Raw genomic sequence first — 15,935 nt, 5'->3', positions numbered from 1 at the left:
CCCGTTCCCTTTCCCCCTGTCGCACAGTGAGGTGCAGGAAAGATGGACCGCACGTTTCAGCCCCGCTCACGCCGAGTGGCTCCCTTTTTCGCCATGGCCGCGGCCTCCGCGATGTTCATAGCCGGATGCTCCAGCAGCTCCGGCGGCAAGGAGGCCGAGGAGGGCGGGGCGAACGCCTCCGCGGGCAAGGCCAACACGCCGCAGATGACGGTGGCGCTGGTGACCCACGCCGGGCAGGGCGACACCTTCTGGGACATCGTCCGCAAGGGCGCCCAGACCGCCGCCGACAAGGACAACGTCAAGCTGGTCTACTCGAACGACCCGAACGCCGCGAACCAGGCGAACCTCGTCCAGAACGCGATCGACCAGAAGGTCGACGGCATCGCCGTCACCCTCGCCAAGCCCGACGCGATGAAGGACGTCATCGCCAAGGCGGAGAAGGCGGGCATCCCCGTCGTCGGCCTGAACTCCGGCATGGACGTGTGGAAGGAGCAGGGTCTGCTCTCCTTCTTCGGCCAGGACGAGACCGTCTCCGGTGAGGCCTTCGGCAAGAAGCTCAACGAGACCGGCGCCAAGCACGCGGTCTGCGTGATCCACGAGCAGGGCAACGTCTCTCTCGAGGCCCGTTGCGCCGGCGTGAAGAAGACCTTCAAGGGCAAGACCGAGAACCTCTACGTCAACGGCACCGACATGCCCTCGGTGAAGTCCACCATCACGGCCAAGCTCAAGCAGGACTCCTCGATCGACGAGGTCGTCACGCTCGGCGCGCCCATCGCCCTGACCTCCGTGCAGTCGGTCGACGACGCCAGCAGCAAGGCCAAGGTCGCCACGTTCGACCTGAACAAGGAGCTGACGGACGCCATCAAGGCGGGCGACATCGAGTTCGCCGTCGACCAGCAGCCCTACCTCCAGGGCTACCTGGCGATCGACTCCCTGTGGCTCTACAAGAACAACGGCAACTACAGCGGCGGCGGTGAGGCGCCGGTCCTGACGGGCCCGGCCTTCGTGGACAAGGACAACGTCGACACGATCGCCAAGTTCGCCGCGAAGGGCACCCGGTGATCTGAATGTCCCAAGCAACGGCACCGGCGGCGAGCTCCCCCTCGCCGCCGGCTCCGCCGGCCGCCCAGAAGGACGGCCGTACCGTCGAACGTTCCCTGGGTCGACGCCTGTTGGCCCGCCCCGAGGTCGGCGCGCTGATCGCCGCGATCGGTGTGTACGTCTTCTTCTTCGCCGTGGCCCCTTCCTTCCGTGAGGCCGGCTCGCTGGCGACCGTGCTCTACCAGGCGTCCGTCATGGGCATCATGGCGCTGCCGGTGGCGTTGCTGATGATCGGCGGGGAGTTCGACCTGTCCGCCGGTGTCGCGGTCACCACCTCAGCCCTGACCGCCGCGATCCTCAGCTTCCAGCTCACGGTGAACGTGTGGACGGGCGTGATCGTCGCGCTGATCGTGTCGCTGGCGGTGGGCGCGTTCAACGGCTGGCTGCTGATCAGGACCGGCCTGCCGAGCTTCCTGGTGACGCTGGGTTCCTTCCTGATCCTCCAGGGCTCCAACCTGGCCGTCACGAAGATCTTCACCGGCAATGTGGCGTCCGACTCGATCGCCGACATGGACGGCTTCGACCAGGCCAAGAGCATCTTCGCCTCCGAGGTGACCATCGGCGGCGTCGACTTCAAGATCACGATCTTCTACTGGCTGGTGTTCGCGGCCATCGCGACCTGGCTGCTGCTGCGCACCAAGTTCGGCAACTGGATCTTCGCGGTCGGCGGCAGCCAGGACAGTGCGCGGGCCGTCGGCGTGCCCGTGAACTTCACCAAGGTGGCCCTCTTCATGGGCGTGGGCGCCGGGGCCTGGTTCGTGGGCATGCATCTGCTGTTCTCGTTCAACACGGTGCAGTCCAACGAGGGTGTGGGCAACGAGTTCCTGTACATCATCGCGGCGGTGATCGGCGGCTGCCTGCTGACCGGCGGCTACGGCTCGGCGATCGGCCCGGTCATCGGCGCCTTCATCTTCGGCATGGTCAACCAGGGCATCGTCTACGCCAACTGGAACCCCGACTGGTTCAAGGCCTTCCTCGGCGTGATGCTCCTGATCGCCGCCCTCGTCAACTTGTGGGTCCGCCGCCAGGCGACCCGGAGGTGAACCACCCCATGACACCCACGAACACGACCGCCGCCTCGCCCGACGCGACCCCCGCCACCGACACGCCGGTGGTGGAACTGCGCGGTGCGGGCAAGGCGTACGGCAACGTCCGTGCCCTGCACGGCGTGGACCTGACCGTGCACCCCGGCAAGGTCACCTGCGTCCTGGGCGACAACGGTGCCGGCAAGTCCACCCTGATCAAGATCATCTCGGGTCTGCACCAGCACACCGAGGGCGAGTTCCTGGTCGACGGCACGCCGGTCCGCTTCACCACCCCGCGCGAGGCCCTGGACGCCGGCATCGCGACGGTCTACCAGGATCTGGCCACGGTCCCCCTGATGCCGGTGTGGCGGAACTTCTTCCTCGGCTCGGAGATGACGAAGGGTCCCTGGCCGATCCGTCGCCTCGACATCGAGAAGATGAAGCAGACCGCGGACGCCGAACTGCGCAACATGGGCATCGTCCTGGACGACCTGGAACAGCCCATCGGCACGCTCTCCGGCGGCCAGCGCCAGTGCGTCGCGATCGCCCGCGCCGTCTACTTCGGCGCACGCGTCCTCATCCTCGACGAGCCCACGGCGGCCCTCGGCGTCAAGCAGTCGGGTGTGGTCCTGAAGTACATCGCCGCCGCCCGCGACCGCGGCCTCGGCGTCATCTTCATCACCCACAACCCGCACCACGCGTACATGGTCGGCGACCACTTCAGCGTCCTGCGCCTCGGCACGATGGAACTCTCCGCCGCCCGCGACCAGGTCACCCTGGAGGAACTCACCAACCACATGGCGGGCGGCACGGAACTCGCGGCCCTCAAGCACGAACTGGCCCAGGTCCGCGGAGTGGACGTCGACGAACTCCCGGAGGAGAAGGACCTGACGGCTCCGGGGGCTTCGACGAAGGACGGGGCGGCGTAACGCCCAACCGGCCCCTCGGACCGGACGACGACAACGGCCGTGTCGTCAGGACGACTTTCCTGACCCGTCGGCTCCTCCGCAGCGAGGGGCCGCCAGGAGGGGCCTCCTGACGATCACGGCCGTTCGTCGTGCGGGGTCACCTTCGAGCGGCGCGCGCGGCCTGCGCGCGAGTGGGTCACCTTGCTGTTCGTTCAACGCGCCACCACTATGAGGTATGCGGCCCGTGAGCCATACGCCCGAGGAGACATCCATGGACAGCTACGAGCAGCCGTTCGCCACGAGCGTCGTCAGGGACTTGCACGACATCTCGCTGGCTGAGGTACCGGAGTCCGCACAAGACTCGGCTCTGGCAAGGATGCTCGGGGGAGGCGGAGAACCGGTGGCCGCCTTCCAGTCGTCGCTCTGACCGGGTCGGCCGGAATCCCCGAGGGACCGTACCGGTGATCGCGGCGACGCGGCCCTTCCGTCAGTTCGTGATCAAGGTGCACAGCCGTTGCGACTTGGCGTGCGACCACTGTTACGTCTACCAGCACGCCGACAAGAGCTGGCTGAGGCGTCCGGTCACCATGTCGGACGAGACGTTCCGACGCACGGCCGACCGGATCGCGGAGCATGCCTCCGCACACCACCTCACTCGCGTACACGTCGTCCTGCACGGCGGCGAGCCCCTGCTGGCCGGACGGGAACGGCTGCGGCGCTTCGCCCGCTCGCTGCGTTCCGCGCTGCGGGGCGTGGCCGAGCTGGACCTTCGTATGCAGACCAACGGCCTCCGTCTGGACGAGGAGTTCTGCGCGATGCTGGTGGAGGAGTCCATCGTCGCCAGCATCTCGCTCGACGGCGACGAGAGGTCCAACGACCGTCACCGGATCCGGCGCAACGGCTCCGGCTCCCACCAGGACGCGGTGCGCGCGGTGCGTCTCCTGGGAGCCCCGGCCCACCGCAGTGCCTTCGGCGGCCTGCTCTGCACCATCGACGTCGAGAACGACCCGGTGGATGTCTACCGGGCACTGGCCGACCTGCGCCCACCCGCCGCGGACTTCCTGCTGCCCCATGCGACCTGGGAGTACCCACCCCCTCGCCCCGGCGGTGACACCGACTACGCGGACTGGCTGATCGCGGTGCACAAGCAGTGGACCGCCGACGGCATGCCCATGCGCATCCGGCTCTTCGAGTCGATCAGTCGACTGACGCGTGGCCGGGGCAGCCTCACCGAGGCACTCGGCCTGGGCAGCTCCGACCTGCTGGTGGTGGAGACGGACGGCGCCATCGAGCAGGCCGACTGGCTCAAGACGGCCTACCCGGGCGCCCCGGAGACGGGCATGCACATCGACACCCATCGCCTGGAGGAGGCCGCCGCTCACCGTGGCATCCAGGCTCGGCGAGCCGGCCTGGACGGGCTGAGCCCCCAGTGCCGTTCCTGCCCGGTCGTGTCCGTCTGCGGCGGCGGCCTCTACGGGCACCGCCACCGAGCGGTCAATGGCTTCGACAATCCCTCGGTCTACTGCTCCGACCTGCTGAAGATCATCGAGTACGTCCAGGCCGCCGAGCGCGACGAAACCGATGTCCGTCACGGCTGGCACGGCCTGACGTGGACCCACTTCGACGAACTCGCCGCCGGACACGGCAGCGCCGCCGCCGTACGGTCTCTCGCGGCGGCCCAGAACAGCCAGCGTCGCGCGTTGCTGGCCGCCGCTCGCCGCGCGGATGTGGGAACGGGGTCGGAGGCCGGCTGGGACGCGGTCCTCGACCTGCCCACCGCCGCGCTGGACGTACTGCTGTCCGAGCCGTATCTGCGCGTGTGGGCTCTCGCCTGCGGACAGTCGCTCCGCGGAGCCGACGGGCACCCGGCCGAGGCAGCCCTGTCCGCGGTCGCCCGCACCGGTGGCCGGCTGACCCTGCCGGTGCCGCTGAGGGAGGGTCCCGATGGGCCGGAGATCCATCTGCCCGGCATGGGCCGTCTGTTGATCGGTCAGGACAGTGTCGACCACCGGGCCGGGACCGTCACCGTGACGGCTTCCGACGCGGCGATCATCGTGGGCGGCCGAGCCCTGGGAAGGGAGCGGTCCCCACGGGGAACGGTCTGGCAGCCGCTGAGGCACCTGTACGCGGACGGACTGGAAGTGGCCCTGGACGACGTGGACCCGTCCCGCGACTGCTACGAGTATCGGCCGCTGCCCAGACTGGCTGAGGCTGATTTTCGACGCTGGGAGGAGATGTTCGCGCAGGCGTGGCGACTGATCCGCTCCGAATGCCCGGACCACGCCCGGGGCATCGCCGCCGGGCTCGTCACGGTGACCCCGCTCGCCCCCGATCCGTCCGGCGACGACGTGAGCGCCACCTCCCGGCACGCCTTCGGAGCGGTGGGTATCGCTCTGCCCCGCTCGGCCGAGGACCTGGCGATGCTGATCGTCCACGAGTACCAGCACGTCAAACTCGGTGCGATGCTCGACATGTTCGATCTCCTCGACGGTCGCGACGACCGCCGTTTTCGCGTTCGCTGGCGCTCCGACCCTCGACCCCTCAATGCTGTGGTCCAGGGCGCGTACGCCCATCTCGCGGTCGCCGACGTCTGGCGGACCAGGCGTCGCCGCGGTATCGCGGACGTCTGTGCCGATCTCCACGAGCGGGCTCGGCTGGAGGCCGACAAATGGTGTATGGCTGTTGTGGACGTTCTCGACGCCATGGCCGAAACAGGCTCACTGACCGCCCTTGGGCGCCGATTCGTTCGGGGCATGCGGGCTGAGGTTGACACGTGGGCGGAGTAGCGGAGAGCGACCCGGTCGCGGTGTAATAGTCCACCAACTCCCTTTCCGTGCAACTGTGTCCGGTACGGTCCGCTCTGGGCCCGTCTCTGGGCGCCGGCAGTAGCTATCGCGCTCCGATCTCGGAGCCAACTCGCGAGGCTCGGGACCCTGGGAGGTTCGTGGTGGGCGCGACGGGGGCGGGGAAGGGCGAGTCCATGGTTCAGGCGGCTTCTCAGGCGCTACAGTCGTCAAATTCCTCCGATCCGTATGTGTTCTTCATGAGTTACGCCCGGACGCCCTACAAGGGAGCCCGAGCGAAGAAGGACGCGTCGGATCTGGCATTGGAGGAGTTCTACACGCTGTTATGCAGCAACATCATGCAGTTGACCGATCATGACGGTGAGGAATCTCCGGGTTTCCTGAATCGGGGGATGGATACCGGTGTCGACTGGGAGAATCGGCTCAAGCACGCTCTGGCCACCTGCCGGGTCTTCGTGCCTATCTACAACACCCGTTACTTCACCAGGGAATGGTGCGGCAAGGAATGGGACGCCTTCGCGCGGCGGCAGGAGGAGCAGCTCCGGACCCGGCCGTACACGGGCAACGCGATCGTCCCCGTCCTGTGGGTGGGAGAGCAGCATCTGAGCATGCCGCCCGTGGCGGCGAAGGTGCAGTATGCCATTCCCAGTCTGGGTAGGCCATATCTGCAAGCCGGCCTCTACGGCTTCAAGCAGGCAGGTCGCCGCGGCATGTACCGCAGTTTGGTGTGGTCACTCGCCGAGATGATCGTGAAAGTGGCTCAGCAGACCAGCCTCGCACCATGCGACGTGGAGCTGTTCAAAGACCTCCGGAACGTCTTCGAGGGGGAATAGCAGGATGCCGAAGTTCTTCATGAGCTATGCGCGGGTTCCTGTTCACCGACTCCAGGGAGCGTCGCAGGATCCCAATCGCCTTGTCTTCCAGTTCTTCGACGAGCTGTGCGCCGATGTGGCACGTCACGCGAACGTGTCCCTGGAAAAGGCCGGTTTTGTCGAGCGGCAGGGCGCATCCAGCGAGAATTCGCTCAACGCGCTGTTCGGATGTCAGGTTTTCGTTCCGCTGTACTCACAAAGGTACTTCAGTAACCCTTATTGCGGACGGCAGTGGACTGCCGTCACCGACGGTGCCGCGCAGGGCGTTCGGCCGAACATCGTGCCGGTGCTGTGGACGCCGTACTCGCCCACCGCGCTGCCCAAGCGGGTCAAGGAGCAGTATCCCGAGGAGCCTGAGGGCATCGGGGAGGCGGCGGAGGATTATGCCAGGCACGGGTTGCATCGGCTGCTGGACGAGAGACTCGACCTGACAGAACGATCGGACCCCGAGGACGAGCGGGCGGCGACCCAGGTTGCTCAGGTGACCGACTGGCTCGCCCGGCGCATCGTCGATCTGGCCGCGAGGGTGCCCCGGCAGTCGGACTCGTCCGGGGGAAGGAACCCGGTGCGGCCCATGACGCTGGCCGGGCTGGACGACGCCTTCGCCGACCCGCCCTTCGCTTCCCCGCTGAACATCACCGTGCTCGCGCCCACCGAGACGCAGTTACCCGTCGGCAGGGACGACGTCCTGTACGGCCCCGGCGTCGCCGATTGGCGGCCCTACGGCCCGGCCGTGGGCCCTCTGGTCGAACAGATGAAGGCCACGGCCCGGAACCTCGGTTTCGCGCCCGCGGTGGTGCCCTTCCACAAGATTCAGGCGGAACTTCACAGCACGCAGCCGCCGACCGCCCCGTGGATGCTCGTGGTCGACCCCTGGGCGCTGGAGAACACTCAAATGGCGTACCAGGCAGGGGAGTTCGACAGGGTGCGTCGGCCATGGACCGCAGTGCTGAGTGCCCTGTCCGGCGACGACGCGCAGACCAAGGAGCAGTCCGATCGGCTGCGTGGCCTGTTGGCGGCGCACTTTCCGCGCTTCCTCAGCGAGGGGCGAGCGGGAGAGCAGGAAGCGGTACGTGGGTTGGCGGGAGCAGATGTCTTCACGCGCTGGTTCAGCGAATTGGCCGTGGCGACCAAGATCCGCTACTTACGGTATATCCATTCGCAATTATTCCGGAGCGGCGGATTCGTCCGAGGTGACCCGGAATCCGGTTCCGACCTGTCCCCATGTCGCGACGGCGGCCGGGACAACTGGGCATCGATCGACGGACGTCGTGTGGAGGGCAGGCCATGAGCGGCGAGGATGCGCGCAGGATCATCACCTTTTACTCGTACAAGGGTGGTCCGGGAAGGACGATGGCGCTCGCCAACACGGCGTGGATCCTGGCCTCGTCGGGTAACCGGGTGCTGGTGGTCGACTGGGATCTCGATGCACCGGGGCTGGACCGATTTCTGCACCCCTTCCTGAGTGAGAGGCAGCTTCGCGAGACGCCCGGAGTGCTGGAACTGGTGAGTCGGTCGACCCACTTCATGGTCTCCACCCACGGCGGTGCCGGTGAACTCGCGTACCAGGGCGAACCGGGGTCGGTGTATCCCGGAGTGATCGACCTGGGGTCCTCCGACGGCATCACTCTCAACAGCTGCATCATCCAGGTCGATTGGGATTTCCCCGAAGGTGGCCAGCTCTACTATCTTCCGGCCGGCACGAAGAACCAGGGGTACCTGGCGGCATTCTCGCAGTTCGACTGGAAGCACTTCATGGAGGGCCCGCTCGCCACGAGATTCCTCGACGGGCTCAAGCGCGAGTTCCTCGAGAGCTTCGACTACGTCCTCATCGACAGTCGCACCGGCCTGAACGACATCTCGGACATCTGTACGGTCAACCTTCCGCACACCGTGGTCATCGGCTTCACGCCGAGCAGCCAGAGCATCGAGGGCGCGGCCGGTGTCGCCGAGCGCATCGACGGCATGCTGTACGGCAACCGGGACATCCGGATCCTGCCGGTCCCCATGCGTGTGGAGAACGCGGAGGCGGACCGACTGGACGCTGCCCGGGGCCAGATCCAGTACCGATTCGACCGGATCGTGCGCAAGCACATCCCCGAGCGGGACCCGGAGGACTACTGGGGCAGTGTGGAGATCCCCTACCGCCCCATCTACTCCTACGAGGAGACACTCGCTCCCTTTCGTGAGCAGCCGGGTGACCCCAAGAGTCTGCTCTCCGCCTACGAGAGACTCACGGCGGTCATCACCGACGGCCAGGTCGATTCCATGCCCCGCATCGAGGAGTCGCTGCGTCGCAAGACCCTGGACCGGTACACCCGCCATCGGCCACCGCGCGTCTCCGACGTGTATCTGAGCTTCGTGCCCCAGGACCGGAGCTGGGCCAACTGGGCCGGCGCGGTCCTGGAACAGGCCGGATTCAAGGTCCACCTGGCGCAGGAGAACCCGACGGACGGGGGTCAGGCGCGGGGGGAGATCGAGCGAGGTGTGGAGGCAGCCTCCTATACGCTCATCATCTTCTCCGAGGACTACATGAGGTCGTCCAGATACCGGGCGACCTGGGAAGCGGTCTACGCGGAGAGCGACCGACGCACGCACCAACTTGTCTCGATGCAGGTCGACCGAGGGGTGTCGCTGGAGCCTCCCTTCCGAGAGCAACTTGCCGACATGACACGCTGCAACAGCGGCGAGACCGGTCGTGCGGCGCTGCTGACCTGGTTCGGCAGAGGTGGGGAGTCGCTGTCCCGCAACCACTTCGCCGGCGCTGAACCCAAGTTGCCCCGCTTCCCGCGAACGGAGCCTCGCGTCTTCGGCGTACCGCTGCGCACGTCGTCCTTCACCGGCCGTACGGAGCTGTTGGAGGGCATCCGGGAAAAGCTCTGGAAGGGTGACTCGCGGGTCCTCGTGCTGAAGGGAATGGGCGGGGTGGGCAAGACCCTGCTGGCGCAGGAATTCGCCCACCGTTACAGGAGCGACTACGACGTCGTCTGGCACATCCAAGCAGAGCAGGACGTACTGGCTCTGGAGCGGTACGCCGCTCTGGCCGAGCAGCTCGGTCTGCGGGAGCGGACCAATCCGACCGACACAGGCCAAGAGGTCTCCAAGTTCCTCAATGGCGCTGAGAACGTCGACAGTTGGTTGCTGATCCTGGACAACGTTCCGGAGCCCGATCATCTTCCCGAGTTCATGATGGACGGCCGACGCGGCCACATCCTGGTCACGAGCCAGCGGGCCGAGGGCTGGGGACGGTTCGTGGACACCATCGACGTCCCCGTCTTCGAGCGCCATGAGAGTATCGCCCACGTGCACAGCCGACTGCCCGACTGCAGTTGGACGGAGGCCGACCAGATCGCGGATGCCCTGGGCGACCTGCCGATCGCGATCGAACGGGCCGCGGCCTTCATCGAGCAGACTAGGGCCGACGTACGCGACTACATCAAGCAGATCCAGCCCCAGGCCGCCGGCGACCCCGACGACAAGACGGTCGGAGAGGTCAAGAACACCTGGGAGTTCGCGCTCGGGCAGTTGAGGGAGAAGTTTCCCCCGGCGGTGCAGCTTTTGCAGATCTGCTCGTACTACAGTGCCGAGCCGATCTCCATGGATCTGCTGGAAGGCTTCGAGGTCTCCCGTGCTCTGGGCGGTGTCCGTACGGTGTCGCGTGCGTACAAGGAGCTGAGCCGATTCTCCCTGGTTACCGTCGACCGGAAGGCGCGCAGCGTCACCGTGCACCGGATGATGCAGGCCGCCATGCGGAAGGAGATGACCGAGACGGAGCGAGAGGCCGCGCAGGAGGTCGTCTACCGTTCGCTGATCGCCGCCCGGCCCAGCGGGGACGACCCGGAGAACCCTAATACCTGGGAGAACTACCGGATCATCTGGCCGCATCTGGGCACCCCGTGGGCCGAGACCGCTCCTGACGAAGGCATCAAGGAACTGTTCGTCGACCGCGTGCGCCAGCTGCGCCGTCGGGGCGAACTCAGCCTGGCGATGGAGTACAGCCAGAAACGGGTCGCCGCGTGGTCCAGCGCGGAGGAGGTCGACGAACGCTGGACACTGCACATGCGCTTCCAGATCGCCAACATCCTCCGCGCCCAGGGCAGATACGAGGAGTCGCTCGCCCTGGACCAGGAGGTCCTGGAACGACAGAAGGAAGTGCTCGGCGACGAGGACGATCAGCACATCCTGATGACCACCAGTAGCATCGCCGCCGACTTGCGGGGCCTGGGCCGGCTGTCGGAGGCATTGCGCTACGACGAGGAAACCTACCGGCGCTACGAGTTGATCTACGGCGAGGATCACGCGAGGACCCTCAGCGCGGCCAACAATCTCGCCGTCGCCCTGAGACTTTCCGGGGACTACAAGCGGGCCCGCGATCTGGACCGCAGAACACTCGAACTGCGCCAGGCGATCCAGCTCCATGAGCACCCCCTGACCATCGAGTCGGCGGTGAATCTGGGCCGGGATCTGCGTGACTGCGGCGACTACGAGGAATCCGTCACGCTGCTGAGCCGTGCCTACGAACGCTGCCTGCGCAACCCCCGGCTCACCCAGGGCTCGCCGACCGTGTTGCACACGGCGAAGGGCTTGGCCGGTTCATTAAGGCGGGCGGGAAAGGCAGCCGAGGCGGAAGAACTCGTTCGCCACGTGTTGCGCAGCACACCCGAGGGGGAGAGGGGAGCCACCTCGGAGCGGTTGGTGCTGGAGCTGGGCCTGGCCGGTGACCTGGCCGCTCAGGGACGGGTCGACGAAGGTCTGGCTCTGATCCGCCGGGTTCTGCAGGACCTGAGGGAGACGCTGGGGGAGATGCACTCCCACACCATCGCCTGCTCGGTCAATTACGCGGTCCTCCTGCTGGACGGCGGTGCGTCCCCGCGTCCTGAGGCGGCCGCCGAGGCCAGGGAGCATCTGCGGCTGGCCCGGGAGAGATTCGCGCAGCTCAACGGTGAGCATCATCCCTTCGTCCTCATCTGCCACGCCAATCTGGCCGTCGCGGAAGCGGCGTTGGGAAACTGGGAGGAAGCCCGGAAAGCCGGCATGGAGGCGTACGACCTGCTCAAGGAAGTACTTGAGCCGACTCATCCGTCGACGTTGACATGTTCGGGGAACATCGCCGTGATCCTCAGCCATCTGGGCCGGGCCGACGAGGCCCGCAAGCAGCACAACGACACCTTGGCGGCACTGATCAAGCGGATCGGCAACGAACACCCCCGCGTGCTGACCCTCCAGTCCTGGAACCTCAGCTGCCTGGACCTGGAGCCGCACCCGATCTAGTCCTGACGAGTGGGACGGTGCGGCCGTGGTGGGTCAGAAGCCAACGGCCGCGCCGTGTGGGCGTCAGGCCGCCTCGTCACGCACCCAGGCCAGTACCTGGGGCAAGGCCGGCAGGGCCGCGAAGTGCGCCGCCGATGGATGCAGCACCGCTTTGGCCGTGGGGATCTTCTTGGCAAGCCAGCGGAAGTGGGAGACGGGGGCGAAGACGTCGCTCTCACCGTGCCACAACATCACGGGCACTGTTCCGTCGATGTCACCGAGGTCGAATCCCCAGTGCCTGCGGAACGCCACCAGGTCGTCCACCCAGCCGGTGGGTGCGGGCGGTTGCTCCGCCGCTCCCTCGCTCTGCTCTCCGTAGCCCACCGCGGACAAGTAGTTGAGCAGCAGCTGCCGACGAATGCCGGCATTCTCGACGACCATCCGGTCCTCTTCCGGCATCTCCTGGCGGAGTGCAGCGAGGAACAGGGCCGGATCTCGGCGGATGGTTTCGGCGTTGCGGGCCAGCAGCACACCCAGAGCGGACACGTCGGGTGCATGGGCATCGAGCAGGTCGTACGTCGACACATTGGACTCGGCCATGCCTTCACGCCAGTTGAGACCGTCATCGGCGTCCGGCGGTGCAAGAGAGACCAGCGCGGCGGCACTGGCCACCTGGCTGCCGATGTTGCGGGCCGCACAGGCAAGGGCATGGGGTGCGCCGCCGGATCTGCCGACCACCGAATACTTCTTGAGGTCCAGATCCTGTGCGATGGTGTCGATGTCCTCAGCGGCGTGGACAACCCTCCGGCCGGGGTGACGGTCGGAACCGCCGTATCCCGGTCGGTCGTAGGCGATCAGGCGGATGCCCAGTTTGTGGAGATCGAAAGTCCTCGGCCGGGGGCCGAGGCGGCTTCCGGGTGTTCCGTGGAGCAGAAACACCGGGTGTGAGTCGGGATCACCCCATGCCTCGTAGGTGATCACTCGTCCATGAGCCGGTGTTCTTACCGTCCTGACCACCCGATGCCCTCCCGTTGCCAGCGACTGTGGGCTGGAGTGCGGAGTCTCCCAGCATGGCGCAAGAGAGGCGCCGCTCCTAGCGGTTGCTCAGCCGTTCTGGCCAAGTGTGGCGGGTCGAGGAGTATCCGTGGGCCGCTCGGCTGGTCAGGCCTCAAGGTAGTGCACCGGGCCATGGGGCGCCTGGTCAGTGTGTCTCACCGCCCGTCAGGTGGTCCCGGACGGCGTACTCCACCTGTCCGACAGTCGAGTTGGCCGGACCGGCCCAGCAGGTCCGCCAGCAGCCATACGATCGCCAGCCACATCTCTGTCCCCTGCAAGCCTGGTTCGGGGCCCGGGCCTGATGTGCCTGGGCCGAAGCCTTCGGCGTCGTGCCAGCGGGAGAGGGTTCTGGTGAGACGAGTCTGCGCCCAGGTGTGGATCTCGTGCGTGCGTTAGGGCATGCCGTCCGGGCCCGTGCCCAGTCGGCGGGTGCAGAGCCAGAGGGGTGGGCGACGTCCAGGATGTCGCAGGCGCTCTCCCGGCCGGGTGCGAAGTGGCGGGTGTCCCGCGCGTGGCCCAGGCCCGCGTCCACGACACGTTCGGGGTGCGGCACCGGGACGCCGACTGGGCGAAGGAGCCTCGCGTGAGGCGGTGGTAGCCGGTGACGACCTGGAGGCTACCGGCGGTGGCGGAGGGGCTGCCCCACATCCCGTCCGGGGGTCGGCGCGGATCAGCGGCCAGCCGAGAGGGCCTCCAGGGTGCCCTCGGACGCCGGTGCCGGCACGTCGGTCTCGGCGCGCCGTCGGTTCCAGTGGGCCGCCGTCGCCCACGCGTCGATCCAGGCGCCCGCGGCCCACGCGCCGTCCCGCCACAGCAGTGCCTCCAGCGGGGCGATCAGCTGGCGCGGTCATCCAAGGCAGAGCGCCCCTCGGAAGGAGGAAGGCGGCCGTATGGGGGAGGGCCGCGTGAAGCCGTCGGGCGCGGCCAGGTGTCGCTCTACGGTGCGGCCGGGCGCCGCTCTACGGTGCGGCCGGGTGACGGTGTCCGAGGCAGCCGGGTGATCGCCTGCGTCGCTCGGTGCGGCGTGCCCCGGTGGTCCCGGACGGTGGCTGATCCTTTCGTCGGTCAAGAGGATCTTCGGCTCTCTTTCGTCTTGTGCCACCGGGATGGGTCATGCGCATCAGCTTCAACGCCTCCAGTGCCCCGCCGCTCGTCGCACCCGTCACCGCGCCCCCCGCCGCATCGCCGGTGCTCGCCCCGCTGGTCGCCGTGGCCGGCGCGTTCACGCTCGCCCAACTCGTCCTCGTCCCCCCGGGGATGGGGCTGGGCTGGGACGAGTCGGTGTACGTCAGTCAGGTCAGCCCGCACGCCCCGGCCGCGTTCTTCAGCGCGCCACGCGCACGTGGCGTCCCGCTGCTCGTCGCACCGGTCGCCGTGTGGTCGTCGTCCACCGAGTCGCTGCGGGTCTATCTGGCGGTGCTGTCCGGGGCGGGGCTCTACCTCGGGCTGCGGGTGTGGCACGGGCTGTTCCCCCTGCGGGTCCTGGCGCTCGCGGGGGCCCTGTTCGCCACCCTGTGGGTGACCCTCTTCTACGGGCCCCAGGCCATGCCCAACTACTGGGTCGCCATCGGTGCCCTCGTCACCACCGGATGCTTCCTCCAGACCAAGGCCAAGGCCGTCCCGCCGTACTCGCTCCGCCGAACGACCCTCTGGGGTGTCGCCGCCGGTACCGCGCTGATGGCCTGGATGCGGCCCACGGACGCCGTGTGGGTCTCCCTGCCGTTGCTGCTCCTGCTGGTCGGGGCGCGCGGGTGGCGGCAGCCCCGGCTGGCGGTGGCGATGGCGGCCGGACTCGGTACCGGCGCCGGGGCCTGGGTGATCGAGGCGTACGCCCGGTACGGCGGGCTCCTCCGGCGGCTGGACGACGCGTCACGCGTTCAGGGCGGTCTGGGCTGGCACATCGCCGTCGACGATCAGCTGCGCAGCCTCGTGGGGCGCACGCTCTGCCGCCCTTGCACCGGGGAACTGCCGCACGTGGCGATCTACGCCTGGTGGTTCGCCCTACCGGTGCTCGCCGCCGTCGGGGCTGCCGTCGCCGTCCGGGCACGACGCCGGACGCCCACACTGGTCCTGCTGGCCTGCGCCACGACCGCCGCCCTGCCGTACCTCTTCTTCATCGGTTACGCCGCGCCCCGGTTCCTGCTCCCCGCGTACGCCCTGCTCGCGATCCCCCTCGCCGACGGCCTCCTGAGCCTGGTCACCGGGCCGGGCGGGGCATGGCGGCCGGTGGCGGGGACGCTCGTGGCGCTGGCGCTCGTCGCGCACCTGGGGGTGCAGTACTCGGTGTTGAAGCGGACCGTCGACCGTACCAGCGCCTCGCACCGCGGCTGGGACCGGGTCGCCACCGACCTGCGACGGCTGGGCGTGCGGCCGCCGTGCCTGCTCACCGGCGACTACGCCATCCCCATCGCGTTCTACGCCGGCTGCGCCTCCGCCGCCGTCCGCGGCAACAACGCCAACATCACCCGCGGGGGCATCCTGCGCACCGCCGAACGCGTCCCGGTCGCCGCCCTCGTGGCAGGGGACGGCGCCCCGCCCGACTACGCCCGCTCCTGGCCCGCTCACGAGGTCGCCGGATTCCGGCTCCACGTGGCGCCGAGGGGGCGCTAGGTGTACTCGGTCATGACTTTGGTGACAGGCGGCTGATCGGGGGCTGGCCTGCGAGCGCGGTGTGTCGGCGTCGAGTGTTGTAGAAGGTCAGCCACGGCGCCAGCGCGTGGTCGCGTTCGGTGTTGCTGGTGAACACCTGGCGGTAGGCCCATTCGGTTTGCAGGGTGCGGTTGAAGCGTTCGACCTTGCCGTTTGTCCAGGGGCAGTGCGGGCGGATGAATCGTTGCCCGGCGCCCAGCTCGGCCACGGCCTGGCGGAAGGCAGTGCTCTTGCGGTAGGTCCAGGCGTTGTCGGTGATGACCCGTTCGA

11 protein-coding genes are annotated in these 15,935 nt (G+C 67.9%); 9 read left to right on the top strand and 2 right to left on the bottom strand.

All coding sequences use genetic code 11. From position 1 onward, the window contains the following. Positions 1-42: 42 nt before the first annotated feature. From M8J73_RS00055 to fxsT, 8 genes are all read left to right on the top strand, one after another. On the top strand, positions 43-1,062 hold the full coding sequence (locus tag M8J73_RS00055) for a sugar ABC transporter substrate-binding protein (RefSeq protein ID WP_055538008.1): 1,020 nt from the start codon (positions 43-45) through the stop codon (positions 1,060-1,062). Between the two features lie 5 nt (positions 1,063-1,067). Beyond that, positions 1,068-2,144 (top strand): ABC transporter permease, encoded by a 1,077-nt coding sequence (locus M8J73_RS00050; protein WP_055538007.1) that lies wholly within the window; start codon positions 1,068-1,070, stop codon positions 2,142-2,144. An 8-nt stretch (positions 2,145-2,152) separates the two neighbouring features. Continuing rightward, positions 2,153-3,055 (top strand): ATP-binding cassette domain-containing protein, encoded by a 903-nt coding sequence (locus M8J73_RS00045; protein ID WP_055538006.1) that lies wholly within the window; start codon positions 2,153-2,155, stop codon positions 3,053-3,055. Between the two features lie 250 nt (positions 3,056-3,305). Further along, positions 3,306-3,461 carry an FxSxx-COOH cyclophane-containing RiPP peptide gene (fxsA, locus tag M8J73_RS00040; RefSeq protein WP_063799177.1) on the top strand — a complete coding sequence of 52 codons (156 nt, stop codon included), beginning with the start codon at positions 3,306-3,308 and terminating at the stop codon, positions 3,459-3,461. 34 nt (positions 3,462-3,495) lie between these two features. Next, positions 3,496-5,820, top strand: a complete 2,325-nt coding sequence (locus tag M8J73_RS00035) for an FxsB family cyclophane-forming radical SAM/SPASM peptide maturase (protein WP_063799176.1) — start codon at positions 3,496-3,498, stop codon at positions 5,818-5,820. A gap of 194 nt (positions 5,821-6,014) precedes the next feature. After that, a complete protein-coding gene (locus M8J73_RS00030) occupies positions 6,015-6,671 on the top strand; it encodes a TIR-like protein FxsC (RefSeq protein ID WP_055538010.1) in 657 nt (218 codons plus the stop codon). A 4-nt stretch (positions 6,672-6,675) separates the two neighbouring features. Beyond that, the gene (gene fsxC, locus M8J73_RS00025; protein ID WP_055538005.1) at positions 6,676-8,001 is read left to right on the top strand and encodes an FxsC protein; all 1,326 of its coding nucleotides are present in this window, start codon (positions 6,676-6,678) and stop codon (positions 7,999-8,001) included. Beyond that, positions 7,998-11,981, top strand: a complete 3,984-nt coding sequence (fxsT, locus tag M8J73_RS00020; RefSeq protein ID WP_055538004.1) for an FxSxx-COOH system tetratricopeptide repeat protein — start codon at positions 7,998-8,000, stop codon at positions 11,979-11,981. The genes fsxC and fxsT overlap by 4 nt, the downstream gene beginning before the upstream one ends. A gap of 63 nt (positions 11,982-12,044) precedes the next feature. Here fxsT and M8J73_RS00015 read toward each other — a convergent pair whose 3' ends face one another. Further along, positions 12,045-12,977, bottom strand: coding sequence for an alpha/beta fold hydrolase (locus M8J73_RS00015; RefSeq protein ID WP_055538003.1), 933 nt, complete (start codon positions 12,975-12,977; stop codon positions 12,045-12,047). A 1,152-nt stretch (positions 12,978-14,129) separates the two neighbouring features. On the opposite strand from M8J73_RS00015, the gene M8J73_RS00010 reads away from it, so the two are divergent. Then, the gene (locus M8J73_RS00010; RefSeq protein ID WP_055538002.1) at positions 14,130-15,626 is read left to right on the top strand and encodes a hypothetical protein; all 1,497 of its coding nucleotides are present in this window, start codon (positions 14,130-14,132) and stop codon (positions 15,624-15,626) included. 10 nt (positions 15,627-15,636) lie between these two features. Here the strand turns inward: M8J73_RS00010 and M8J73_RS00005 are convergent. Continuing rightward, the coding region (locus tag M8J73_RS00005; RefSeq protein WP_249828071.1) for an integrase core domain-containing protein at positions 15,637-15,935 on the bottom strand (299 nt) is incomplete at its 5' end.

It is taken from the genome of Streptomyces neyagawaensis, assembly GCF_023516595.1.
In the GTDB taxonomy this organism is placed as follows: Bacteria; Actinomycetota; Actinomycetes; order Streptomycetales; family Streptomycetaceae; genus Streptomyces; species Streptomyces neyagawaensis.
Note: the sequence above shows the minus strand (reverse complement) of the source record. Positions and strands in the feature narration are given on the sequence as shown.

Excerpts from the sequence above, each read along its gene's own strand:
- M8J73_RS00055 (WP_055538008.1), top strand. The coding sequence starts at position 43 with ATGGACCGCACGTTTCAGCCCCGCTCACGCCGAGTGGCTCCCTTTTTC.
- M8J73_RS00050 (WP_055538007.1), top strand. The coding sequence starts at position 1,068 with ATGTCCCAAGCAACGGCACCGGCGGCGAGCTCCCCCTCGCCGCCGGCT.
- M8J73_RS00045 (WP_055538006.1), top strand. The coding sequence starts at position 2,153 with ATGACACCCACGAACACGACCGCCGCCTCGCCCGACGCGACCCCCGCC.
- fxsA (WP_063799177.1), top strand. The coding sequence starts at position 3,306 with ATGGACAGCTACGAGCAGCCGTTCGCCACGAGCGTCGTCAGGGACTTG.
- M8J73_RS00030 (WP_055538010.1), top strand. The coding sequence starts at position 6,015 with ATGGTTCAGGCGGCTTCTCAGGCGCTACAGTCGTCAAATTCCTCCGAT.
- fsxC (WP_055538005.1), top strand. The coding sequence starts at position 6,676 with ATGCCGAAGTTCTTCATGAGCTATGCGCGGGTTCCTGTTCACCGACTC.
- fxsT (WP_055538004.1), top strand. The coding sequence starts at position 7,998 with ATGAGCGGCGAGGATGCGCGCAGGATCATCACCTTTTACTCGTACAAG.
- M8J73_RS00010 (WP_055538002.1), top strand. The coding sequence starts at position 14,130 with ATGCGCATCAGCTTCAACGCCTCCAGTGCCCCGCCGCTCGTCGCACCC.